Source organism: Pseudomonas sp. S3_A09, assembly GCF_054668065.1.
In genome coordinates, this window is record NZ_CP162752.1 from 2,568,788 (window position 1) to 2,591,831 (window position 23,044).

General features: G+C 58.3%; 19 protein-coding genes and 1 pseudogene. 8 read left to right on the top strand and 12 right to left on the bottom strand.

Going from position 1 to position 23,044, the window contains the following annotated elements; translation table 11 throughout:
* Positions 1–52 precede the first annotated feature (52 nt).
* From mnmE to rpmH, 5 genes and pseudogenes are all read right to left on the bottom strand, one after another.
* Positions 53–1,423, bottom strand: coding sequence for a tRNA uridine-5-carboxymethylaminomethyl(34) synthesis GTPase MnmE (mnmE, locus tag AB4N92_RS12180; RefSeq protein ID WP_010207710.1), 1,371 nt, complete (start codon positions 1,421–1,423; stop codon positions 53–55).
* Positions 1,424–1,502: 79 nt separating this feature from the next.
* Positions 1,503–3,185: a membrane protein insertase YidC gene (gene yidC / locus AB4N92_RS12185; RefSeq protein ID WP_021491434.1), complete on the bottom strand. Its 1,683-nt coding sequence runs from the start codon at positions 3,183–3,185 to the stop codon at positions 1,503–1,505.
* Between the two features lie 2 nt (positions 3,186–3,187).
* Complete coding sequence (gene yidD / locus AB4N92_RS12190; RefSeq protein ID WP_010207715.1) at positions 3,188–3,433, bottom strand: membrane protein insertion efficiency factor YidD; 246 nt, start codon at positions 3,431–3,433, stop codon at positions 3,188–3,190.
* Positions 3,426–3,829 (bottom strand): annotated as a pseudogene (gene rnpA, locus AB4N92_RS12195) (ribonuclease P protein component). The gene yidD and the pseudogene rnpA overlap by 8 nt, the downstream one beginning before the upstream one ends.
* A 16-nt stretch (positions 3,830–3,845) precedes the next feature.
* A complete protein-coding gene (rpmH, locus tag AB4N92_RS12200; RefSeq protein WP_003213577.1) occupies positions 3,846–3,980 on the bottom strand; it encodes a 50S ribosomal protein L34 in 135 nt (44 codons plus the stop codon).
* Positions 3,981–4,565: 585 nt separating this feature from the next.
* Here rpmH and dnaA point away from each other — a divergent pair.
* Genes dnaA through gyrB form a run of 4 tightly spaced genes read left to right on the top strand, consistent with a single transcriptional unit; the run spans position 4,566 to position 10,771 of the window.
* Positions 4,566–6,083 carry a chromosomal replication initiator protein DnaA gene (dnaA, locus tag AB4N92_RS12205; RefSeq protein ID WP_010207718.1) on the top strand — a complete coding sequence of 506 codons (1,518 nt, stop codon included), beginning with the start codon at positions 4,566–4,568 and terminating at the stop codon, positions 6,081–6,083.
* A gap of 38 nt (positions 6,084–6,121) precedes the next feature.
* Positions 6,122–7,225, top strand: a complete 1,104-nt coding sequence (gene dnaN / locus AB4N92_RS12210; protein ID WP_010207719.1) for a DNA polymerase III subunit beta — start codon at positions 6,122–6,124, stop codon at positions 7,223–7,225.
* A gap of 20 nt (positions 7,226–7,245) precedes the next feature.
* Positions 7,246–8,349, top strand: a complete 1,104-nt coding sequence (recF, locus tag AB4N92_RS12215; RefSeq protein ID WP_021491432.1) for a DNA replication/repair protein RecF — start codon at positions 7,246–7,248, stop codon at positions 8,347–8,349.
* A 4-nt stretch (positions 8,350–8,353) separates the two neighbouring features.
* The gene (gene gyrB / locus AB4N92_RS12220; RefSeq protein ID WP_010207722.1) at positions 8,354–10,771 is read left to right on the top strand and encodes a DNA topoisomerase (ATP-hydrolyzing) subunit B; all 2,418 of its coding nucleotides are present in this window, start codon (positions 8,354–8,356) and stop codon (positions 10,769–10,771) included.
* A 106-nt stretch (positions 10,772–10,877) separates the two neighbouring features.
* On the opposite strand, the gene AB4N92_RS12225 is transcribed toward gyrB, so the two are convergent.
* Positions 10,878–11,600, bottom strand: coding sequence for a response regulator transcription factor (locus tag AB4N92_RS12225; RefSeq protein WP_010207724.1), 723 nt, complete (start codon positions 11,598–11,600; stop codon positions 10,878–10,880).
* 315 nt (positions 11,601–11,915) lie between these two features.
* Here AB4N92_RS12225 and AB4N92_RS12230 point away from each other — a divergent pair, with 315 nt between their 5' ends.
* Entirely contained in the window at positions 11,916–12,773 is an 858-nt protein-coding gene (locus AB4N92_RS12230) for a FecR family protein (protein ID WP_236266999.1), read from the top strand.
* A 3-nt stretch (positions 12,774–12,776) separates the two neighbouring features.
* Positions 12,777–15,056: a CHASE2 domain-containing protein gene (locus tag AB4N92_RS12235; RefSeq protein WP_010207728.1), complete on the top strand. Its 2,280-nt coding sequence runs from the start codon at positions 12,777–12,779 to the stop codon at positions 15,054–15,056.
* 182 nt (positions 15,057–15,238) lie between these two features.
* On the opposite strand, the gene AB4N92_RS12240 is transcribed toward AB4N92_RS12235, so the two are convergent.
* From AB4N92_RS12240 to glyQ, 4 genes are all read right to left on the bottom strand, one after another.
* A complete protein-coding gene (locus AB4N92_RS12240) occupies positions 15,239–16,009 on the bottom strand; it encodes a lysophospholipid acyltransferase family protein (RefSeq protein WP_010207729.1) in 771 nt (256 codons plus the stop codon).
* Between the two features lie 82 nt (positions 16,010–16,091).
* On the bottom strand, positions 16,092–16,628 hold the full coding sequence (gmhB, locus tag AB4N92_RS12245) for a D-glycero-beta-D-manno-heptose 1,7-bisphosphate 7-phosphatase (protein ID WP_021491428.1): 537 nt from the start codon (positions 16,626–16,628) through the stop codon (positions 16,092–16,094).
* Positions 16,629–16,630: 2 nt separating this feature from the next.
* Positions 16,631–18,685, bottom strand: coding sequence for a glycine--tRNA ligase subunit beta (gene glyS / locus AB4N92_RS12250; protein ID WP_010207731.1), 2,055 nt, complete (start codon positions 18,683–18,685; stop codon positions 16,631–16,633).
* Positions 18,682–19,635 carry a glycine--tRNA ligase subunit alpha gene (glyQ, locus tag AB4N92_RS12255; protein ID WP_003187265.1) on the bottom strand — a complete coding sequence of 318 codons (954 nt, stop codon included), beginning with the start codon at positions 19,633–19,635 and terminating at the stop codon, positions 18,682–18,684. The genes glyS and glyQ overlap by 4 nt, the downstream gene beginning before the upstream one ends.
* 81 nt (positions 19,636–19,716) lie before the next feature.
* Here glyQ and AB4N92_RS12260 point away from each other — a divergent pair, with 81 nt between their 5' ends.
* A complete protein-coding gene (locus tag AB4N92_RS12260) occupies positions 19,717–20,274 on the top strand; it encodes a DNA-3-methyladenine glycosylase I (RefSeq protein WP_010207732.1) in 558 nt (185 codons plus the stop codon).
* 40 nt (positions 20,275–20,314) lie between these two features.
* The gene (locus AB4N92_RS12265; RefSeq protein ID WP_010207733.1) at positions 20,315–21,202 is read left to right on the top strand and encodes a lysophospholipid acyltransferase; all 888 of its coding nucleotides are present in this window, start codon (positions 20,315–20,317) and stop codon (positions 21,200–21,202) included.
* A gap of 136 nt (positions 21,203–21,338) precedes the next feature.
* Here AB4N92_RS12265 and AB4N92_RS12270 read toward each other — a convergent pair whose 3' ends face one another.
* Together AB4N92_RS12270 and trkA are read right to left on the bottom strand one after the other, a co-directional pair.
* On the bottom strand, positions 21,339–21,650 hold the full coding sequence (locus AB4N92_RS12270) for a hypothetical protein (RefSeq protein ID WP_010207734.1): 312 nt from the start codon (positions 21,648–21,650) through the stop codon (positions 21,339–21,341).
* Positions 21,651–21,667: 17 nt separating this feature from the next.
* Positions 21,668–23,041 (bottom strand): Trk system potassium transporter TrkA, encoded by a 1,374-nt coding sequence (gene trkA / locus AB4N92_RS12275; RefSeq protein WP_010207735.1) that lies wholly within the window; start codon positions 23,039–23,041, stop codon positions 21,668–21,670.
* Positions 23,042–23,044 lie beyond the last annotated feature (3 nt).

Genomic DNA, 23,044 nt, shown 5'->3' on the forward strand with positions numbered 1-23,044 from the left:
ATCCAGATGTTCTTCAGGCCGCCAGTGCCCACAGAGACTGTGGATAACTTGGCTATTTGCCGATGCAAAAGCTGGAAAAGATCCGCCCTAACAAATCATCGGAGCTGAACGCACCGGTGATTTCGCCCAACAGCTGCTGTGCCTGACGCAGATCCTCAGCCAGCAGCTCCCCTGCCCCCGCCAGGGTCAGCTGGGCCCGGCCGTGCTCCAACGCCGCGCTCGCATGGCGCAACGCCTCCAGGTGCCTGCGGCGCGCGCTGAAGCTGCTTTCCGAGGTTTGCTCGTAGCCCATGCAGGCCTTGAGGTGCTCGCGCAGCAATTCCAGGCCTTCTCCCGCCGCCTTGGCGCTGAGGCTGATGGTGACATGGCCATCCGCGCTGGTTTCCATCGCAATGGCTTCGCCCGTCAGGTCGGCTTTGTTGCGAATCAAGGTGACTTTGGCCGGGTCCGGACGTTGCTCGAGGAATTCCGGCCACAATGCAAAAGGATCCACCGCTTCGGGCGCCGTGGCATCGACCACCAGCAGCACCCTGTCCGCTTCGCCGATGGCTTTGAGCGCGCGTTCCACCCCGATCTTTTCCACCTGGTCTTCGGTATCGCGCAAGCCGGCGGTATCGACCACGTGCAGTGGCATGCCGTCGATGTGGATATGTTCACGCAGGATATCCCGAGTGGTGCCGGCAATCTCGGTAACGATAGCGGCTTCACGCCCCGCCAGCGCATTGAGCAAGCTGGATTTGCCGGCGTTAGGTCGCCCAGCGATCACCACCGTCATGCCGTCACGTAGCAGTGCGCCCTGCCCAGCTTCGCGCAGCACTGTGGATAACTCTTCGCGCACTTTATCCAGCATGGCCAACACGTGGCCATCGGCGAGAAAGTCAATTTCCTCCTCCGGGAAATCAATCGCTGCCTCGACGTAGATGCGCAGGCTGATCAACTGCTCGGTCAAGTTATGCACACGCAGGGAAAAAGCGCCCTGCAGCGAGCGCAGTGCATTGCGTGCCGCCTGTGCCGAACTGGCTTCGATCAAATCAGCGATGGCTTCGGCCTGGGCCAGGTCGAGTTTGTCGTTCAGGAAGGCGCGCTCACTGAATTCCCCTGGACGCGCCAAGCGGCAGCCCAATTGCAGGCAGCGCTGCAACAACATATCCAGTACAACCGGGCCGCCGTGCCCCTGTAATTCCAGGACATCTTCGCCTGTGAATGAGTTCGGCCCCGGGAAATAGATAGCCAGGCCTTCATCCAGCACACTGTCGTCAGCATCCAGGAACTGACCGTAATGGGCGTAGCGCGGCTTCAGCTCACGGCCACTGATGGCCTTGGCTGCCACACTCGCAAGCGGTCCAGAGATACGAACGATACCGACACCGCCGCGACCCTGAGCGGTAGCGACAGCAGCGATGGTTTCACGGGGAGCGCTCATCAGCAGGTTCCAGAATTAAAGTGACGGAAAGCAAAACGCCCCACTAGGGGGCGTCTTGAGTGGTTATCCACAGAGTAAATTACGCAGAGGCTTTCGCGGTAGCCGCTTCGATTTTACGTGTGATGTACCACTGTTGAGAGATCGACAACACGTTGTTGACCACCCAGTACAGCACCAGACCAGCAGGGAACCACAGGAAGAAGAAGGTGAAGATGATTGGCATCATTTTCATTACCTTGGCCTGCATCGGATCCGGCGGAGTCGGGTTCAGACGCTGCTGGATAAACATGGTCGCGCCCATGATGATCGGCAGGATAAAGAACGGGTCTTTGATCGACAGGTCAGTTATCCACAGCATGAACGGTGCCTGACGCATTTCCACGCTTTCCAGCAGTACCCAGTACAGCGACAGGAATACCGGCATCTGCACCAGAATCGGCAAGCATCCACCCAGCGGGTTGATCTTCTCTTTCTTGTACAGCTCCATCATGGCCTGCGACATTTTCTGCCGGTCGTCGCCATGTTGTTCTTTCAGCGCCGCCAGTTTCGGAGCCACGGCACGCATGCGCGCCATCGACTTGTAGCTGGCTGCCGACAGAGGGAAGAAGATCCCCTTGATCAGCATGGTGAGGAAGATGATCGAGAAGCCCCAGTTACCCACAATGCTGTGGATATGTTGCAGCAACCAGAAAATCGGCTGAGCAATGAACCACAGGAAGCCGTAATCCACAGTCAGTTCCAGACCTGGGGACAACTCTTTCAGTACGGCCTGGCTTTTCGGACCGGCGTACAGAGTGGCACTGGTTTCAGCCTTGGCACCTGGCGCGACGGTCAACGCCGGGCCAGTAAAACCAATGATGTAGTTACCTTGGCTGTCCTTGCGGGTTTGAACCAGGTTGGCTTCACCTTTGCTCGGGATCCAGGCAGTCACGAAGTAGTGTTGCAGCCAAGCTACCCAACCACCTTGGACAGTTTCTTTCAGCGAGCCCTTGTCGATATCTTTCATCGACACTTTTTTGTACGGCTCGCTACTTGTCCACAGGGCGGCGCCCAGGTAAGTCGCGGTGCCGGTGGCAGTGCTGGAAGAAGGATCGGAGCTGGCATCACGCTTGAGCTGGGCAAACAGGTTGCCGCTCCATGGCTTGTCGCTTTCGTTGTCGATCAGGTAAGTGACCTTCAAGTCGTACAGACCACGGGTAAAGCTGAAGCGCTTGATGTAGTTGACGCCGTCGAGGCTGAATTTCAGGTCGACGTTCAACTGGTTCTGGCCATCAGCCAGTTGATAAGTCTTCTGTTCGGTCGAATAAACCGGACGACCGGTAGCACGAGCATCCGGACCGTTGGTGCCGGTCAGGCCGCTTTGCGCCAGATAAGTACGTTCACCACCGTTATCGAACAGTTGGAACGGAACATCCGGATGGTCTTGGCGACGTGGATACAGCGGCAGTTTCAACTGCGCGATATCACCACCTTGTGGGTCGATAGCCAGGTCGAGCACATCCGTTTTGACGTGGATGAGGTCTTTATTGGTGACCACTGGCGTCTCTAAAGGGGCGCTTGTCTCGCCATTCGCGCTGGGAACATCGGCACTCGCGGACGCATTGTTACCCAGCGGGGTGTCCGGAATAGCCGGCGCAGCCTGATTGGTAGCAACATTCTGAGTCGGCAGGGCAGCTTGGCCGTAGTCCTGGTTCCACTTAAGAACCATGACGTAGGACACGATTGCCAGGGCGACGATCAGGATCGTGCGTTTAATATCCATGATTACTCGGCCATCGAAGAAGAACGGGAGGTAGGGATAGGCGGAACCGGGTCATAACCACCGGGATTCCACGGATGACAGCGACCTAAACGACGAAAGGTCAGCCAGCCACCGCGCAGAAGACCATGATTTTCTATGGCCTCTAACGCGTAGCAGGAACAACTGGGGTAGAAACGACAGTGGCTGGCCATCAGAGGACTAATGGCATAGCGATAAAACTGGATCGGAACGAGGGCCAGTTTACGCATCAGTGCTGTCTACCCCTACAGTTTCGGCGTTGGCCGCTGGAGCTGGTTTGTTGGTACGCGCCAGACGTTTCCAGAGCTTGCCGAAATGCTGAATCAATTCGGGGTTTTCTACATCACCCAAGCCTTTGCGCGCGACGATAACAATATCCCAACCAACCAGAGTGTCCTGGTGGAGGCGAAACGATTCGCGCATCAGACGCTTGAGGCGATTGCGCTCAACGGAGAGCTTTACGCTCTTCTTGCCGATCACCAACCCGAGACGGGGGTGATCAAGATCGTTGTTACGCGCAAGGAGCAGGAGATTTTTCCCCGGAACCTTGCCGGTGGGGGAGTCAAAGACTGCCTTGAAATGCCGGGGGTTAGCAGACGCTTTTCCCGACTGAAGTCCTGACTCACCACCAGTACCGGATTATCAAACTGCCAGACGCGCACGACCTTTGGCGCGGCGACGCGACAGGACAGCACGGCCGTTCTTGGTGGCCATGCGAGCACGGAAGCCGTGGGTACGGGCGCGTTTGATGGTGCTTGGTTGGAAAGTACGTTTCATGGCGTTGTTACCTGGTTCGTCCACAACGGGCCGGAATGGCCCCCGTTTTAAGAGACCGGCGATTCTAGAGAAAGCAAGCCTCTAGGTCAATTTCCAACCAGCTTTTCCTTTAATTAGATATCTACCGGTCATTTACCTTTTTCTGTCCGCTTGGCTTTCCCAGCGCGTGGCATAGATATAAAAATAAAGAAGGAAGTTATTTAAAGCTTTTCTGTAAAGCTTATAAAAGCTAGGCAGGCAATCATCTGTGGATAACTGCATTGAGGCCTTGTTCCACCTGATGTACAGAGAATGACAACACGGGGGAGAAACGGTGCTCTGCCTGTGCTGCGCTGTCGGATAAGCTGTGTGTGGAATGGCGAGTTATCCACAGGCCAGTTACCCACAGACTTTTGACCCCACTTGTACAACGACCTCAAGGGCGCTTATCCACAGAGCTTATGCACAGACCATTGGTCGCCTTTATTGCTGTTAAGACGTTGATTTTGGCTGGCCTGTGATCAACCTACATGTGGATAAGTGGGCGGCTCGCCGCTACAATGGCGGCTGTTTTTGCCTCACCGGCTTTCAACTTAGGGGATATCCGTGTCAGTGGAACTTTGGCAGCAGTGCGTGGAGCTTTTGCGCGAAGAGCTGCCTGCCCAGCAATTCAACACCTGGATCCGTCCGCTACAGGTCGAAGCCGAAGGCGACGAGTTGCGTGTCTACGCGCCCAATCGGTTTGTTCTTGACTGGGTCAACGAGAAGTACCTGAGCCGCGTTCTCGAATTGCTCGATGAACATGGCAACGGCCTCGCGCCCGTGCTCTCCTTATTAATAGGTAGCAAACGTAGCTCGGCGCCTCGTGCTGCGCCGAATGCGCCTCTGGCGGCGGCTGCGTCGCAAGCCCAGGCGGCAGCGGCACCGGCTGTCAGTGCGCCGTCTCCTGCTCCTGCGCCCTCCAAGTCGTCTGCGCAAAAAAATGCACCAGAGAATGAAGAGCCGTCCCGCGACAGCTTTGATCCGATGGCAGGCGCGGCCTCCCAGCAAGCTCCGGTACGCGCCGAACAGCGCACCGTGCAGGTCGAAGGCGCGCTCAAGCACACCAGCTACCTGAACCGCACCTTTACCTTTGAGAACTTCGTCGAAGGTAAATCCAACCAGCTGGCCCGTGCTGCCGCCTGGCAGGTAGCCGATAACCCCAAGCATGGTTACAACCCACTCTTCCTTTATGGTGGCGTTGGCTTGGGTAAGACCCACTTGATGCACGCTGTGGGTAACCACCTATTAAAGAAGAATCCGAATGCCAAGGTCGTGTACCTGCATTCGGAGCGCTTCGTGGCTGACATGGTCAAGGCGTTGCAGCTCAACGCAATCAACGAGTTCAAGCGGTTCTACCGCTCGGTTGATGCGTTGCTGATCGACGACATTCAATTTTTTGCCCGCAAAGAGCGCTCCCAGGAAGAGTTCTTCCACACCTTCAACGCCCTGCTCGAAGGTGGCCAGCAGGTCATCTTGACCAGTGACCGTTATCCAAAAGAAATCGAAGGCCTGGAAGAACGCTTGAAATCGCGCTTCGGCTGGGGCTTGACCGTTGCGGTAGAGCCGCCGGAGCTGGAAACCCGCGTCGCGATCCTGATGAAAAAAGCCGACCAGGCCAAGGTCGACCTGCCCCACGATGCGGCGTTCTTCATCGCTCAACGTATTCGCTCCAACGTGCGTGAGCTGGAAGGTGCACTCAAGCGGGTCATCGCTCACTCTCACTTCATGGGCCGCGATATCACCATCGAGCTGATTCGCGAATCCCTGAAGGACTTGCTGGCACTGCAGGACAAACTGGTGAGTGTGGATAACATCCAGCGCACCGTGGCCGAGTACTACAAGATCAAGATTTCCGACCTGCTGTCCAAGCGCCGCTCGCGCTCGGTGGCACGCCCCCGTCAGGTGGCCATGGCCCTCTCCAAGGAGTTGACCAACCACAGCCTGCCGGAAATCGGTGATGTGTTTGGCGGACGCGACCACACCACGGTCTTGCACGCGTGCCGCAAGATCAATGAACTTAAGGAATCCGACGCGGATATTCGCGAGGACTACAAGAACCTGCTGCGTACACTGACAACGTGATGACACCAGCGCAGCTTATTAAGGCAAGGGACTAGACCATGCATTTCACCATTCAACGCGAAGCCCTGTTGAAACCCCTGCAACTGGTCGCAGGCGTCGTCGAGCGCCGACAGACCTTGCCGGTGCTTTCCAACGTATTGCTGGTAGTCGAAGGCCAGCAATTGTCCTTGACCGGTACTGACCTGGAAGTCGAGCTGGTGGGTCGTGTGCAGCTGGAAGAGCCCGCCGAACCGGGCGAGATCACCGTACCCGCGCGCAAGCTGATGGACATCTGCAAAAGCCTGCCTAACGACGCGCTGATCGACATCAAGGTTGATGAGGCGAAGTTGGTGGTCAAGGCGGGTCGCAGCCGCTTCACCCTGTCCACCCTGCCGGCCAATGATTTCCCGACAGTGGAAGAAGGCCCAGGCTCGCTGACCTGCAGCCTGGAGCAGAGCAAGCTGCGTCGTTTGATCGAGCGCACAAGCTTCGCCATGGCTCAGCAAGACGTGCGTTACTACCTCAACGGCATGCTGCTGGAAGTCTCGGAAGGCATCATTCGCGCCGTGGCAACCGACGGTCACCGTCTGGCTATGTGCTCTATGCGCGCCGATATCGGTCAGCCGGACCGTCACCAGGTGATCGTGCCGCGCAAAGGTATTCTTGAGCTGGCGCGCCTGCTTACCGAGCCGGAAGGCAACGTCAGCATTGTGTTGGGTCAACACCACATTCGTGCGACCACCGGCGAGTTCACCTTCACCTCCAAGCTGGTTGATGGCAAGTTCCCGGATTACGAGCGTGTGCTGCCCAAAGGTGGCGACAAGTTGGTGCTGGGGGATCGTCAAGCGCTGCGTGAAGCGTTCAGCCGTACCGCGATTCTGTCCAACGAGAAGTACCGGGGTATCCGTCTGCAACTGGCCAACGGTCAGCTGAAAATCCAGGCGAACAACCCGGAGCAGGAAGAAGCGGAAGAAGAAGTGGGCGTCGACTACAACGGAGGTTCCCTGGAAATCGGCTTCAACGTGAGCTACCTGCTGGACGTACTGGGTGTGATGACCACCGAACAGGTTCGCCTGATTCTGTCGGACTCCAACAGCAGCGCGCTGGTACAGGAATCCGACAATGACGACTCGGCGTATGTTGTCATGCCGATGCGCCTGTAATCATGCTCAGCAGAAGCTAGATGTCCCTCAGTCGCGTCTCGGTCACCGCGGTGCGCAATCTGCACCCGGTGACCTTCTCCCCCTCTCCCCGCATCAATATCCTCCACGGCGCCAACGGCAGTGGCAAAACCAGCGTGCTGGAAGCCATTCACCTGCTGGGGCTTGCTCGTTCCTTCCGCAGCGCTCGCTTGTTACCGGTTATCCAGTACGAGCAGTTGGCGTGCACAGTGTTTGGCCAAGTCGAACTAGCTGAAGGTGGGCATAGCAGCCTGGGGATATCCCGTGATCGCGGCGGAGAGTTCCAGATTCGCATTGACGGGCAAAACGCGCGCAGTGCTGCGCAGCTGGCAGAGATCCTGCCGCTGCAATTGATCAACCCCGACAGTTTCCGCCTATTGGAAGGCGCGCCAAAAATCCGCAGGCAGTTCCTCGATTGGGGAGTGTTCCACGTGGAACCGCGTTTCATGGCCACTTGGCAGCGCCTGCAGAAGGCCCTGCGGCAGCGGAACTCATGGCTGCGGCATGGTACACTTGACGCCGCTTCGCAAGCGGCCTGGGACCGGGAACTGTGCCTGGCCAGCGACGAAATAGATGAATACCGCCGTGCTTATATCAAAGCCTTGAAACCAGTCTTTGAGCAGACCTTGAGTGAGTTGCTGGAACTCGAAGGGCTGACGCTGAGTTACTACCGTGGCTGGGACAAAGAACGTGAGCTGAGTGCAGTGCTCGCGACGTCCTTGCAGCGGGATCAGCAAATTGGCCATACCCAGGCCGGACCCCAACGGGCTGATTTGCGTCTTAGACTAGGCGCTCACAATGCCGCGGATATTTTGTCCCGTGGTCAGCAGAAGTTGGTGGTGTGTGCATTGCGCATCGCCCAGGGCCATCTGGTTAGCCAGGCCCGGCGCGGTCAGTGTATTTATCTGGTGGATGACTTGCCGTCGGAGCTCGATGAGCAACACCGCCGCGCGTTATGCCGCTTGTTGGAAGAATTACGCTGCCAGGTGTTTATCACCTGTGTAGACCACGAATTATTGAGGGAAGGCTGGCAGACGGAAACGCCAGTCGCTTTGTTCCACGTGGAACAAGGCCGTATCACCCAGACCCACGACCATCGGGAGTGAAGGCATGAGCGAAGAAAACACGTACGACTCGACCAGCATTAAAGTGCTGAAAGGTTTGGATGCCGTACGCAAACGTCCCGGTATGTACATTGGCGACACTGATGACGGTAGCGGTCTGCACCACATGGTGTTCGAGGTGGTCGACAACTCCATCGACGAAGCTCTGGCCGGTCACTGCGACGACATCAGCATCATCATCCACCCGGATGAGTCTATTACCGTGCGCGACAATGGTCGCGGCATTCCGGTAGACGTACACAAAGAAGAAGGCGTTTCGGCAGCAGAGGTCATCATGACCGTGCTCCACGCCGGCGGTAAGTTCGACGACAACTCCTATAAAGTTTCCGGCGGTCTGCACGGTGTGGGCGTTTCGGTAGTGAACGCTCTTTCTGAAGAGTTGATCCTGACTGTTCGCCGCAGTGGCAAGATCTGGGAACAGACCTACGTTCACGGTGTTCCAAAAGAACCGATGAAAATCGTCGGTGACAGTGAAACCACCGGTACGCAGATCCACTTCAAGCCATCGGCTGAGACCTTCAAGAATATCCACTTTAGCTGGGACATCCTGGCCAAGCGTATTCGTGAACTGTCCTTCCTGAACTCCGGTGTGGGTATCGTCCTCAAGGATGAGCGCAGCGGTAAGGAAGAGTTGTTCAAGTATGAAGGTGGCCTGCGCGCATTCGTTGAATACCTGAACACCAACAAGACCGCGGTCAACCAGGTGTTCCACTTCAACATTCAGCGTGAAGACGGCATCGGCGTGGAAATCGCTCTGCAGTGGAACGACAGCTTCAACGAGAACCTGTTGTGCTTCACCAACAACATTCCTCAGCGCGACGGTGGTACTCACCTGGTGGGTTTCCGTTCCGCACTGACGCGTAACCTGAACACCTACATTGAAGCCGAAGGCCTGGCCAAAAAGCACAAAGTCGCCACCACCGGTGACGATGCCCGTGAAGGCCTGACCGCGATTATCTCGGTAAAAGTACCTGATCCGAAGTTCAGCTCTCAGACCAAAGACAAGCTGGTGTCTTCCGAAGTGAAGACTGCGGTGGAACAGGAGATGGGCAAGTACTTCTCCGACTTCCTGCTGGAGAACCCGAACGAAGCCAAGCTGGTTGTCGGCAAGATGATCGACGCCGCGCGTGCTCGTGAAGCGGCGCGTAAAGCCCGTGAGATGACTCGTCGCAAAGGCGCGCTGGATATCGCAGGCTTGCCAGGCAAACTGGCTGACTGCCAAGAGAAGGACCCTGCCCTCTCCGAACTGTACCTGGTGGAAGGTGACTCTGCTGGCGGTTCCGCCAAGCAGGGTCGTAACCGTCGCACCCAAGCCATCCTGCCGTTGAAAGGCAAGATCCTCAACGTCGAGAAGGCTCGCTTCGACAAGATGATTTCCTCCCAGGAAGTCGGTACCTTGATCACGGCGTTGGGCTGCGGTATCGGCCGCGACGAGTACAACATCGACAAGTTGCGCTATCACAACATCATCATCATGACCGATGCTGACGTCGACGGTTCGCACATTCGTACGCTGCTGCTGACGTTCTTCTTCCGTCAGTTGCCGGAGTTGATCGAGCGTGGCTACATCTACATCGCTCAGCCGCCGTTGTACAAAGTGAAAAAAGGCAAGCAAGAGCAATACATCAAAGACGACGACGCCATGGAAGAGTACATGACGCAGTCGGCTCTGGAAGATGCCAGCCTGCACTTGAACGACGAAGCGCCGGGCATTTCCGGTGAGTCGCTGGAACGTCTGGTAAACGACTTCCGCATGGTGATGAAGACCCTCAAGCGCCTGTCGCGTCTCTACCCTCAGGAATTGACCGAGCACTTCATCTACCTGCCGGCTGTCAGCCTTGAGCAATTGGGCGATCACGCAGCGATGCAAGATTGGCTGGCTCAGTACGAGGTGCGCCTGCGTACCGTCGAGAAGTCTGGTCTGGTGTACAAGGCCAGCCTGCGAGAAGACCGTGAACGTAACGTGTGGCTGCCTGAGGTCGAACTGATCTCCCACGGTCTGTCGAACTACGTCACGTTCAACCGTGATTTCTTCGGCAGCAATGACTATAAGACCGTGGTAACGCTGGGCGCTCAACTGAGCACCCTGTTGGACGACGGCGCTTATATTCAGCGTGGCGAACGCAAGAAGCAGGTCAAGGAATTCAAGGAAGCCCTCGACTGGCTGATGGCGGAAAGCACCAAGCGTCACACCATCCAGCGATACAAAGGTCTGGGTGAAATGAACCCGGATCAGCTGTGGGAAACCACCATGGACCCTGCTCAGCGTCGCATGTTGCGTGTGACCATCGAAGACGCCATTGGCGCAGACCAGATCTTCAACACCCTCATGGGTGATGCGGTCGAGCCTCGTCGTGACTTCATCGAGAGCAATGCCCTGGCGGTTTCCAACCTGGACTTCTGATCCCGGTAAGCCCGTCAAACTAAAAAGGCCAACGCTTAAACGTTGGCCTTTTTTATTGGGTAAAACACGTTGATTTTTAAAATGCTCCACGTGGAACATCAGCACACTAACTTTGAGAAGCGGCCGCCACACTCTCCAATCGATAACCATACCCATAGATGGTCAGTAACTGCCAACCTCGGTCCGCCGTCAGCCCGAGTTTGTTTCTTAACCGGTAGATATGTGTATCCAGCGGCCGTGAAGACACCATTTCTTCATGGGTCCAGAATCGCTCGTAGAGGTACTCGCGAGACAGCGGTCGCGCCAGGTTGGCAAACAGACAGCTAGCCAAGCGATACTCCCGTTCTGTGAGGTTGATGGGTTTTCCCGCTCGGGTCACCGTCAATTCGGCATCGTCAAAGGTCAAGTCGTTGAAGCTTTGCACTTCATGGCTAGCAGACTTCTGCAGGCCATGCCGACGCAGCACCGCCGTAACCCGTGCTTTCAGTTCATTGGGGCGAAACGGTTTGCTGACGTAATCATCCGCGCCACTGTTGAGCGCGGTGACGATGTCGCTCTCGGCATCACGGCTGGTGAGCATGATGACAGCAGGCGGGGATTCCATGTGTTCGCGGGTCCAGCGGAGCAATGCGATGCCGGTGATATCCGGCAGTTGCCAGTCGAGTATCAACAGGTCGAAGGTTTCCCGGCGCAATTGACGAAGCAGGTCTTCACCACGTTCGAAGCAATGCAGCGTCCAGGGCTGTTCGGCGGTGCTGGGGATTTGTCGCAGTGTCTGTTCCACCCGGCGCAGTTCCGCGGGTTCGTCATCCAGTATTGCGACACGCATGGGTGGGTCCTTTCATTTGAAGAGTGCGGCAGCCGTCCGGCCGGTCTTTGAATCTGAAGAATTGTGCGCAGATTCATCGAGCCCTCGGATCTCTCTATACGCTGGGAACAATGGGCGGTTAACCCATTGAAAGTCCTCGATACCAATGTGGGAAAGATACCGGCTCCTGACCATAAGGAAAAGGATCAGCCGACGCATGCGCTGCCGTAAACTCCTGTGTCTGATGTCAGATGCCTTCTGGAACCCCCGACCTTGATGAGCGCCATGTTTGTTCTTCTCAGTTACTTGCGCCGCGCCCTTCCCTCTCTGTTGATCATGGTGGTGGGTTCGGCGGGCGCTGCCACAAAGGTTCGAGCGCCTTACATCGACGATGAGTTTCTGTGCCGGGTCCAGCCTCTGCCTGCGGTGGTCCAGCATCTCACTGGAGAGGCCTGGAAACTCGATACCAAGGGCAAGGCGACGCCTTTGCTGGAAGGCATGACTGTTGATGAACAGGAAGGTGTGAAGACTTCGGCCTCGGCGTTTGTCAGTCTGTTGCTCGGTGATGGATCCCGCGTGGTGTTGCCTTCTGATTCCCAGGTGCGGTTGCGCTTGGAGAAGAAACTGTCGATTCCCCAGGTGGTGCTCGAACAAGGCCAGGTCGAGGCGTACGTGATCAAGCGCGCCAGCGATCATGATCGCTTCCAGATCGTGACGCCGGTCGGTGTGCTGGGCGTGCGGGGCACGCATTTTCGGGTGCGCAATGACGCTGAGCGATCGCTTGTGGAAGTGTTGGACGGCCAGGTCGCCGTCAATCGCGATCGCACAAGCGAGATCAAAGTGGCCGCTCGCCAAGGTCTGCTCTTCAGGAAACTGGGCGACCTCAATCCTGTGGAGCTGCTTGCGGCGCCGAAGCTTATCGGCCAAGACGGCCAGAAAGGTGACGCGCCAGTCTGGAGTTTGTACCTTCGCCCGTTGCCCGGCGCCCAGCGATACCGTGCCCAGGTCGCCACCGACAAAGCCTTTATGAATATCAAGCAGGAAAACTTCTCCAGCATGCCGAAAATGAGCTTCACTGGGCTCAAAGCCTCGTTCTATCACGTGCGATTGTCGGCTTACGACGAACACGGCCTTGAGGGAGAAACCGGGGTCTATGACATCTTCTATTACCCACCCACTGTTCAGGTGCGTTGACCGATGATGCTCTGGGGCAAGGCCGAAAAACGTCAACCTACCCATGCTCAGCGGCTGTTCCACGGCCTGGTGCGTGAGTGGTTGTGGATTGGTTTATTGCTGTTGCCTATCACCGCCTACCTGTCGTTGAGCCCCGGCTTGGCCTTGAACAATCCGTTATACGACAGTTTGCGTCGCCTCAGCCCGCTGCCGGTCGACCCACGCATCCTGCTGGTGACGATCGATGACGCCAGTTTGAAAAAGCTTGGCCGATGGCCTTGGCCACGCGGCTTGCACGCCGACCTGATCGATCGCTTGAGCGCCGCGCAACCGGCGGGCATTTTGTTCGATGTGATCTTCAGTGAGCCCGGTGACCCGGCCAATGACAAACGCCTGGCCGAGTCGGTCTGCAACGCTGGCAATGTCTTGCTGCCTCTGGTGCGTGAAGGTGCTGCGAACTACAGCCAACCGGACGCACAGATGATGCCGCTGCTCAAATGTGCCAAAGGCGTGGGCCACATCAATGTTGAAGCAGACAGCGATGGCGTGGTCCGCAGCCTCTATCTGCGTGAAGGCCCGCCTGATGCCAAGGCGCCGCAATTGGCCTGGTTGGCCTATGAGATGAGTGGCGAGCTGTCTGAGATGCCGGGCGAGCCTCAGCAATCGGTCACCCAGCAATGGCATCGCGAACATGCCATCCGTATCCCCTTCATCGCACCTCATACGCGCTTTCCCAGTGTGTCCTACGTCAGCGTCCTACACGGTGAAGTCGCGCCTGAGCGACTACGTAACCGCCTGATCCTCGTCGGCTCGACGGCTTCCGGCATGGGCGATCGTTTCGTCACGCCTCTTTCCTCCACGGTGGGCACCACAGCGGGTTTGGAGATACAGGCCAACGTGCTCAATGGTTTGCTCCAAGGCCGCAGCATCGTTGATCTACCGGGCTGGCTCGCCGCATTGATCGCTACCGCATGGGTGGCGTTACTGCTGGGGTTGCTGCTCTACCGGCCGCGCTATGCGCTGTGGATGACCCTGGGCTGCATGGCTGTCGCTTTGCTCGTGTCCTTGGCCTTGTTGCGCCTGGGCCACTGGTGGTCGCCTGCGGCCTGCCTGATTGGTTTGCTGCTCAGTTATCTGATCTGGAACTGGCGCCGCCTCAGCGTGATCCTCGCCTATTTCGGTTGGGAGCTGGCACGCCTGGACAATGAACCCAAAGTCCTGCCCGAACGGCGCCGTGCACCCGCCAGCAAAGGCGATGTACTGCAGGCGCGTATCTTCGCCCTGGAGCAAGCCGTCAGCCGTACGCGTGACACACGACGCTTTATGGCCGATGGCCTGGAATGCCTGCCGGTGGCGACGCTGATTACCGATCCCATGGGCAATATCCTGCTGGCCAACCGCATTGCCCGCGAGGTGTTCGGTAATGAGCTGGTCACGCAGAACCTGCTGGAGCAGTTGGCCGACTTGGGCTACCCGCCGCTGCACAATGGCGTGCGCCCTGCCCTATCAGCGCTGGAGCTTGTAGAGTTCCGGGACATCCACCAACGCAGCCTGCGCATGGAGCTTGCGCCCTTGCTGCCGGCTGAAGGCGATGTCGCCCTCGGTTGGCTGCTGAGCCTGACGGATTTGAGTAAGGAGCGCGACGCCCAGCAACACCGCGAGACCATGTTGCGGTTCCTCTCTCACGACCTGCGTGCGCCCCATTCAGCGATCCTCGCGTTGCTGGATGTGCATAACGGTGAATCCCCGGTCTTTGCCCAGATCGAACAGCAGGTTCGCCGCGCCTTGGGCCTCACCGAATCCTTCGTGCAACTGGCGAAGGCCGAGGCTGACGGTTATCAGTTCCAACCGACGTTGTTCGCTATGTTGGTCATGGATGCCTTTGATCAAGTAGCGCTGATCGCCCAACTTAAAGGTATTCACCTGGTCCACGATTTGGATGAGGCCGATGAAGGCATGGTCTCTGCCGACCAGTCACTGCTCACACGGGCGTTGTTCAACGTGCTGGAGAATGCCATCAAGTATTCGCCTTCCGGGACGACCGTGAGGTTGAGGCACAGTAGCGAGCAGGGTTGGTTGGAATGCCGTATCAGCGACCAGGGCCCGGGGATTGCTGCAGAGGACCTGCCGGAGTTGTTCAACCAATACCGTCGTTTCGATTCGTCCCAAGGCAGTGAAGGACTGGGCTTGGGGCTGACGATGGTCAAGGCCGTGGTAGAGCGCCACGGTGGACGCATCAGCTGCGAAAGTGAGGTGGGGAAAGGCACCACATTCAGCCTTCGACTGCCGCTGCTGGACGACTGAAAAAACGTACTTTTCAGTTGTGCATAAAAAACCGGTCGCAAGGACCGGTTTTTTTATGCGGAAAAAACTTATGCACCTTTTTCGTGATTTTATTATGTTGGGAAATATGTAATAAAATCAGATTCTTACAAGACAAAAAAGGCGATTCGCCAACAAACCGTGCACAGGTTATCCACAGATACTTAGATAATGGGCGTGTCGACTACAACCGGCTCCGGCGGCAGCGAACCCATGGCCCTCTGCTGTGCTTCATTCCAGGCCTGGGCACGGTCATTCAGCGCTGCAATGGCGCGGGGTCCTTCACCTTCGGCGTACATCGGTTTACCGATGACCACCGTGATGGTGCCTTCGCGCTTGGCCCAGCCCATCTTCGGCCAGAACTTACCGGCGTTATGCGCAATCGGTAGCACTGGCAGATGCGCATTGACCGCCAATGCCGTACCACCGCGTGAGAACTTGCCTACCGTGCCGAAGGGCACACGCGTGCCTTCCGGGAATATCAGCACCCAAACACCATCCTTGAGCAACTCGTCGCCCTTCTTGGCCACATGCTTGAGCGCAGCCTTGGGGTTGTCACGGTCGATGGCGATCGGACGCAACATGGCCATGGCCCAGCCGAAGAACGGCACATACAGCAATTCACGCTTGAGCACTTGGCTCAACGGGGAGAAGTACGCCGAGAGAAAGAACGTCTCCCAGGTGCTCTGGTGGTTCGACAGAATCACACAGGGCTGGTCCGGAACGTTTTCCGCACCCTTGACCTCAAAACGAATGTTCAGGAACACCTTGGTCAGCCACAACGCGCAGCGGCACCAATAAACGTTGATAAAGCGATAGCGCGCCTTGAACGGCAAAAAGGGCGCAATAAAAAAGCTCAGGGTGCACCAGAGAAACGAACTGGTGCCCAGCAGCAGGTAAAAGAAAAAGGTTCTGATGGCCTGCAAAATCGACATGGCGGCATTTACCGTTGCGGGACACGGCCCGCCTGCTAAAAGCGCACTCCCGAACACTCCTTGGTCAGGAAGTCGAGGGCGGCTAGTTGTTGATAAGTTCTGCGGCAACGGCCGCCAGATCGTCAAAAATCAAGGTGCCTACCGGCAGGTTTTTCGCCTGGGTCTTGTCGCCTTTCCCGGTCTTAACCAAAACTGGCTGAGAGTCGACGGCTTTGGCCGCCTCCAGGTCACCGAGGCTGTCCCCGACGAACCATATCCCAGCTAACGGCACGTTGTAATGTTCTGCAATGGTTTTCAACATGCCAGGCTTGGGTTTGCGGCAATCGCAGCCCTCATCCGGCCCGTGGGGGCAGTACACCACCAGCCCCACCTCACCGCCCTGCTCCGCCACCAACGTGCGCAAGCGCGTGTGCATGGCGTCCAGGGTGGCGATGTCGTAGTAGCCACGGGCGATGCCGGACTGGTTGGTGGCGATCGCCACCGTCCAGCCGGCTTTGCTCAACTGCGCAATGGCCTCGATCGAGCCAGGCAAAGGAATCCACTCCGCCACCGACTTGATGTAAGCGTCGGAGTCGTAGTTGATCACCCCGTCCCGATCGAGAATCAGCAGTTTCAACATGGTCAGCTCAGCGTCGAAATGTCAGCGATGTTGACGAACAAGCCACGCAGACGCGCCAGCATGGCGTAGCGGTTTTTCCGCACGCCGGCATCTTCGGCATTGATCATCACCGCCTCAAAGAACGCATCCACTGGCTCACGCAAGGTCGCCAGGCGAGCCAATGCTTCGGCGTAGTTGCGTTCAGCGATCAGCGGCTTCACGGCGTTTTCAGCCTTGGCGATGGCCGAGTTCAGCGAGAACTCCTTGGCATCCGCGAACAGGCCAGGGTCGACGTCGGCATTGCCCAGGCCTTCGGCCTTGCTCAGCAGGTTCGACACACGCTTGTTCACGGCGGCCAGGGCATCGGCTTCCGGCAGTTTGCGGAAGGCCTGCACGGCCTGTACGCGCTGGTCGAAGTCCAGCGCCGAACCCGGCTGCAGGGCACGCACCGACAGGTACACCGACACGTCCACGCCTTCGTCTTCATAACGCGCACGCAGGCGGTCGAACACAAACTCCAGCACTTGCTCGGCCAGGCCGGCCTGCTTGACCTTGGCGCCGAACTGGCCGACGGCAAACACCACGGCCTGGGTCAGGTCGAGGTCCAGCTTCTTGTCGATCAGGATGCGGAGTACGCCCAGGGCCGCACGACGCAAGGCATAGGGGTCTTTGCTGCCGGTTGGCAACATGCCGATACCGAAGATACCCACGAGGGTGTCCAGCTTGTCGGCGATCGCCACGGCTGCACCGGTCAGGGTGGTCGGCAGTTCAGCGCCGGCACCGCGCGGCATGTACTGCTCGTTCAGCGCCAGGGCCACATCGTCCGGCTCGCCGTCGTTGAGGGCGTAGTAGTAGCCGGCAACGCCTTGCATCTCCGGGAACTCGCCGACCATCTCAGTGGCCAGGTCGCATTTGGACAGCAGGCCTGCGCGCGCAGCCCAGGCGGAATCACCGCCAATGCGTGGCGCAATGTAGGCGGCCAGCTTGGAAACCCGTACGGCCTTGTCGTAGACGCTACCGAGTTTTTCCTGGAACACCACGTTTTGCAGGCGCTGGTTGAAGTCTTCCAGCTTCTGCTTCTTGTCTTGCTTGAAGAAGAACTCGGCGTCGGTCAGGCGCGGGCGAACGACTTTCTCGTTACCGGCGATGATCTGCTGCGGATCCTTGCTTTCGATGTTGGCCACGGTGATGAAACGCGGCAGCAACTTACCGTCCACGTCCAGCAGGCAGAAGTACTTCTGGTTGTCCTGCATGGTGGTGATCAACGCTTCCTGCGGTACGTCGAGGAAACGTTCCTCGAACGAACACACCAGCGGCACCGGCCATTCAACCAACGCCGTCACTTCGTCGAGCAGGTTTGGCGGCACGATGGCGGTGCCTTCCTGCAGACGGGCCAGCTCTTCGGTACGCTTGCTGATCAACTCGCGACGCTCGTTGGCGTCAGCCAGCACGTAGGCAGCACGCAGGTCGGCGGCGTAGTTGGCCGGCGAGGTGATGCGTACGGCTTCAGGGTGATGGAAGCGGTGGCCACGGGAATCACGACCGGCTTTCTGGGCGAGGAGGGTGCAGTCGATGACTTGGTCACCGAGCAGCATCACCAGCCACTGGGTCGGACGTACGAATTCTTCCTTGCGAGCACCCCAGCGCATGCGCTTCGGGATCGGCAGGTCGTTCAACGAGTCTTCAACGATGGTCGGCAACAGGCTGGCGGTCGGCTTGCCGGTGATGACCTGGCTGAAACGCAGTTTCGGTCCGCTCTGGTCGATCTCGCTCAGCTCGACGCCACACTTCTTGGCAAAACCAAGGGCGGCCTGGGTCGGGTTGCCTTCGGCATCGAAAGCCGCCTGGCGCGGCGGGCCGTCGAGGTTGATGCTGCGGTCCGGCTGCTGGGTTTCCAGCGCGGTCAGCAACACCGCGAGGCGACGCGGTGCGGCGTAGACTTTCTTCGTTTCGAACTTCAGGCCAGCGGTCTGCAGGCCTTTTTCGATACCGGCCAGGAAGGCGTCGGCCAAGGTGTTCAGTGCCTTGGGTGGCAGCTCTTCGGTGCCCAGTTCAACCAGGAAATCTTGAGCACTCATTGTGCAGCCTCCAGCTTAGCCAACACTTCATCACGCAGGTCCGGGGTTGCCATCGGGAAGCCCAGCTTGGCGCGAGCCAGCAGATAGGCTTGGGCGACGGAACGCGCCAGGGTGCGTACACGCAGGATGTATTGCTGGCGCGCGGTTACCGAGATGGCACGGCGGGCGTCCAGCAGGTTGAAGGTATGGGAGGCCTTCAACACCATTTCATAGCTCGGCAATGGCAGCGGCTGGTCGAGTTCGATCAGGCGCTTGGCTTCGCTTTCATAGAAGTCGAACAGTTCGAACAGCTTGTCGACGTTGGCGTGTTCGAAGTTATAGGTGGACTGCTCCACCTCGTTCTGGTGGAACACGTCGCCGTAGGTGACTTTGCCGAACGGGCCGTCAGCCCACACCAGGTCGTAGACCGAGTCCACGCCTTGCAGGTACATGGCCAGGCGCTCAAGACCGTAAGTGATTTCGCCGGTCACCGGGTAGCACTCGATGCCGCCCGCTTGCTGGAAGTACGTGAACTGCGTCACTTCCATGCCATTGAGCCAGACTTCCCAGCCCAAGCCCCAGGCGCCCAGGGTCGGCGACTCCCAGTTGTCTTCGACGAAACGGATGTCGTGGACCAGTGGGTCCAGGCCCACGTGCTTGAGCGAGCCCAGGTACAGTTCCTGGAAATTGTCCGGGTTCGGCTTCAGTACCACCTGGAACTGGTAGTAGTGCTGCAGACGGTTCGGGTTTTCGCCGTAGCGGCCGTCAGTCGGGCGACGACTGGGCTGCACATAAGCGGCGTTCCAGGTTTCCGGGCCAATGGCCCGCAGGAATGTTGCGGTGTGGAAAGTGCCGGCGCCTACTTCCATATCGTAGGGCTGAAGTACCACACAACCTTGCTCGGCCCAGTATTGCTGGAGGGCGAGGATCAAGTCTTGGAAGGTACGCACGGCTGGCGTAGGCTGGCTCACAAAATTCACCTGTTACTTGGGCTGCGATTTAAAGAGCGGGAGTATACCCGATTCGGCCCTGCCACCACTCCCTGGAGCCTTATGCCACGCTGCTTTTGGTGTTCTGAAGATCCGCTGTACATGGCTTATCACGATCAGGAGTGGGGAACGCCGCTGCGCGATGCGCAGGGTTTGTTCGAGTTGCTTTTGCTCGAAGGGTTCCAGGCGGGCCTTTCCTGGATCACCGTTTTACGCAAACGCGAGCATTATCGAAAGGTCTTGTTCGGTTTTGATGCGCAGCGTCTGGCCCAACTGAGCGACGCCGAGATCGAAGCGCTGATGCTCGATCCGGGTATCGTGCGTAACCGCCTTAAACTCAATGCCACCCGCCGCAATGCCGCCGCTTGGCTGGCGCTGGAGGACCCGGTGGGGTTGCTCTGGTCCTTCGTCGGCGGCAAACCCAAGGTCAATCACTTCAAGGACCGCAGCGAAGTACCGGCGATTACACAGGAAGCTGAAGCCATGAGCAAAGCCCTGAAAAAAGCCGGTTTCACCTTCGTCGGCCCGACCATTTGCTACGCGTTCATGCAGGCCTCGGGCATGGTCATGGACCACACTCAGGACTGCGACCGTTACGCGGACCTGGCCAACGCCGGTTAGAATGCCGGCTTTGCGCACCACACACGATCAGGAGTGACCTGTGGAAAAGTTGAAAGGCGCCTTGCTGGTAGGCGCTCTCCGGTTATTTGCCCTGCTGCCCTGGCGCGCCGTTCAGGCCGTCGGCACCGCGATTGGCTGGATCATGTGGAAAACCCCCAACCGTTCCCGTGACACGGTGCGGATCAACCTGTCCAAGTGCTTCCCGGACATGGACCCCGCGGAGCGCGAAGCGCTGGTCGGCCGCAGCCTGATGGACATCGGCAAGTCCCTGACCGAAAGCGCCTGCGCCTGGATCTGGCCGGCCCAGCGTTCCATCGACCTGGTGCGTGAAGTCGAAGGCCTGGAAGTGCTGCACGAAGCCCTCGCCTCAGGCAAAGGCGTGGTTGGCATCACCAGCCACCTGGGCAACTGGGAAGTGCTGAACCACTTCTATTGCAGCCAGTGCAAACCGATCATTTTCTACCGCCCACCCAAGCTCAAGGCGGTGGATGAGTTACTGCGAAAACAGCGCGTGCAGTTGGGCAACCGCGTGGCCGCGTCGACCAAGGAAGGCATCCTCAGTGTGATCAAGGAAGTGCGCAAAGGCGGCCAGGTGGGAATCCCGGCCGATCCCGAGCCGGCGGAATCCGCGGGGATCTTCGTGCCGTTCTTCGCCACCCAGGCGCTGACCAGCAAGTTCGTGCCGAACATGCTCGCCGGCCACAAGGCGGTGGGTGTGTTCCTGCATGCGCTGCGGCTGCCGGACGGTTCGGGTTACAAAGTGATTTTGGAAGCGGCGCCGGAAGACATGTACAGCACCGACACCGCCACGTCCTGCGCCGCGATGAGCAAGGTGGTGGAGCGTTATGTCGGCGCTTATCCGAGCCAGTACATGTGGAGCATGAAGCGCTTCAAGAAACGCCCGCCGGGTGAGGCGCGGTGGTATTGATTCCATACTGACTCCGGTTCGCCGCGAAACCCATGTGGGAGCGGGCTTGCTCGCGAAAGCGGTATGTCAGTCACTGAATGTGACGCTGATACACCGCTTTCGCGAGCAAGCCCGCTCCCCCATTGTTGATCGCCATTCACCCCTGGCGGTCGAGTTTTTTCAGGAACACGGTCATCTCTTTTTCGGCCTGTTTGTCGCCATGGGCCTGGGCGGCTTCTATGCCCTTCTGCCACGCCAGCCGCGCCGCAGCACTATCCCCCAGTCCCTGATGCGCCTTGCCCAGCAGCTTCCACGCCGCTGAATACTTCGGGTCGAACTCGACGCACTTGTGCAGATGCTCCGCTGCCTTGGCGTTGTCTTTCAGGTCCAGATAACCCTTGCCCAAACCAAAGCGCAGCAGGGAATTATCCGCACCTTTGGCGAGCATTTTTTCCAGGGACTCCAGCATCGGTTCTCTCCGTTCGATCAGAAAAAGCTCAGGCCCACGTGGAACAGTTTCTCCACATCGCGGATATGTTTCTTGTCCACCAGGAACAGGATCACATGGTCCCCGGTTTCGATCACTGTATCGTCGTGGGCAATGATCACTTCTTCGTCACGAATGATCGCGCCAATGGTGGTGCCCGGCGGCAAGCCGATATCGCGGATGGCCTTGCCGATCACTTTGCTCGACTTTGAGTCACCATGGGCAATCGCCTCGATGGCTTCCGCCGCACCCCGGCGCAGGGAGTGCACGCTGACGATATCGCCACGGCGCACGTGGGCCAGCAAGGTGCCGATGGTGGCCAACTGGGGGCTGATGGCGATGTCGATATCGCCGCCCTGGATCAGGTCCACATAAGCCGGGTTGTTGATGATGGTCATCACCTTCTTCGCCCCCAGCCGCTTGGCCAGCAGGGAAGACATAATGTTGGCTTCGTCATCGTTGGTGAGGGCCAGGAAGATGTCGGCGTCGGCGATATTCTCTTCCATCAGCAGGTCGCGGTCAGAGGCACTGCCCTGGAGTACGACCGTGCTGTCGAGGGTGTCGGACAAATGCCGGCAGCGTGCCGGGCTCATCTCGATGATCTTCACCTGGTAGCGGCTTTCGATGGCTTCGGCCAAACGCTCGCCGATTTGCCCGCCGCCGGCGATGACGATGCGTTTATAGGTCTCGTCGAGGCGGCGCATTTCGCTCATGACTGCACGAATATTCGCTTTGGCAGCGATGAAAAACACTTCGTCGTCGGCCTCGATCACCGTATCGCCCTGGGGCAGGATCGGACGGTCACGCCGGAAAATCGCCGCTACGCGGGTTTCCACATTCGGCATGTGCTCACGCAACTGGCGCAGCTGCTGGCCCACCAGCGGGCCGCCGTAATAGGCCTTCACCGCGACCAGCTGCGCCTTGCCGCCGGCGAAGTCGATCACCTGCAGGGCGCCCGGAATTTCGATCAAGCGCTTGATGTAGTGGGTGACCACTTGTTCCGGGCTGATCAGCACGTCGACGGGAATCGCGTCGTTGTCGAACAGCCCGGCGCGGGTCAGGTAGGCCGCTTCGCGCACACGGGCGATTTTGGTCGGGGTGTGGAACAGAGTATGGGCAACCTGGCAGGCGACCATGTTGGTTTCGTCGCTGTTGGTCACGGCCACCAGCATGTCTGCGTCGTCGGCACCGGCCTGGCGCAGCACTGTCGGGAACGATGCGCGGCCTTGTACGGTGCGGATGTCGAGGCGGTCGCCAAGGTTGCGCAGACGCTCGCTGTCAGTGTCGACCACGGTGATGTCGTTGGCTTCGCTGGCCAAATGTTCAGCCAGCGTGCCGCCGACCTGCCCTGCCCCAAGGATGATGATTTTCATCCG

Excerpts from the sequence above, each read along its gene's own strand:
- AB4N92_RS12225 (WP_010207724.1), bottom strand. The coding sequence starts at position 11,600 with ATGCGTGTCGCAATACTGGATGACGAACCCGCGGAACTGCGCCGGGTG.
- yidD (WP_010207715.1), bottom strand. The coding sequence starts at position 3,433 with ATGCGTAAACTGGCCCTCGTTCCGATCCAGTTTTATCGCTATGCCATT.
- trkA (WP_010207735.1), bottom strand. The coding sequence starts at position 23,041 with ATGAAAATCATCATCCTTGGGGCAGGGCAGGTCGGCGGCACGCTGGCT.
- dnaN (WP_010207719.1), top strand. The coding sequence starts at position 6,122 with ATGCATTTCACCATTCAACGCGAAGCCCTGTTGAAACCCCTGCAACTG.
- AB4N92_RS12235 (WP_010207728.1), top strand. The coding sequence starts at position 12,777 with ATGATGCTCTGGGGCAAGGCCGAAAAACGTCAACCTACCCATGCTCAG.
- AB4N92_RS12230 (WP_236266999.1), top strand. The coding sequence starts at position 11,916 with ATGGTGGTGGGTTCGGCGGGCGCTGCCACAAAGGTTCGAGCGCCTTAC.
- mnmE (WP_010207710.1), bottom strand. The coding sequence starts at position 1,423 with ATGAGCGCTCCCCGTGAAACCATCGCTGCTGTCGCTACCGCTCAGGGT.
- AB4N92_RS12270 (WP_010207734.1), bottom strand. The coding sequence starts at position 21,650 with ATGCTGGAGTCCCTGGAAAAAATGCTCGCCAAAGGTGCGGATAATTCC.
- rpmH (WP_003213577.1), bottom strand. The coding sequence starts at position 3,980 with ATGAAACGTACTTTCCAACCAAGCACCATCAAACGCGCCCGTACCCAC.
- AB4N92_RS12240 (WP_010207729.1), bottom strand. The coding sequence starts at position 16,009 with ATGTCGATTTTGCAGGCCATCAGAACCTTTTTCTTTTACCTGCTGCTG.
- gyrB (WP_010207722.1), top strand. The coding sequence starts at position 8,354 with ATGAGCGAAGAAAACACGTACGACTCGACCAGCATTAAAGTGCTGAAA.
- glyS (WP_010207731.1), bottom strand. The coding sequence starts at position 18,685 with ATGAGTGCTCAAGATTTCCTGGTTGAACTGGGCACCGAAGAGCTGCCA.
- gmhB (WP_021491428.1), bottom strand. The coding sequence starts at position 16,628 with ATGTTGAAACTGCTGATTCTCGATCGGGACGGGGTGATCAACTACGAC.
- AB4N92_RS12260 (WP_010207732.1), top strand. The coding sequence starts at position 19,717 with ATGCCACGCTGCTTTTGGTGTTCTGAAGATCCGCTGTACATGGCTTAT.
- yidC (WP_021491434.1), bottom strand. The coding sequence starts at position 3,185 with ATGGATATTAAACGCACGATCCTGATCGTCGCCCTGGCAATCGTGTCC.
- recF (WP_021491432.1), top strand. The coding sequence starts at position 7,246 with ATGTCCCTCAGTCGCGTCTCGGTCACCGCGGTGCGCAATCTGCACCCG.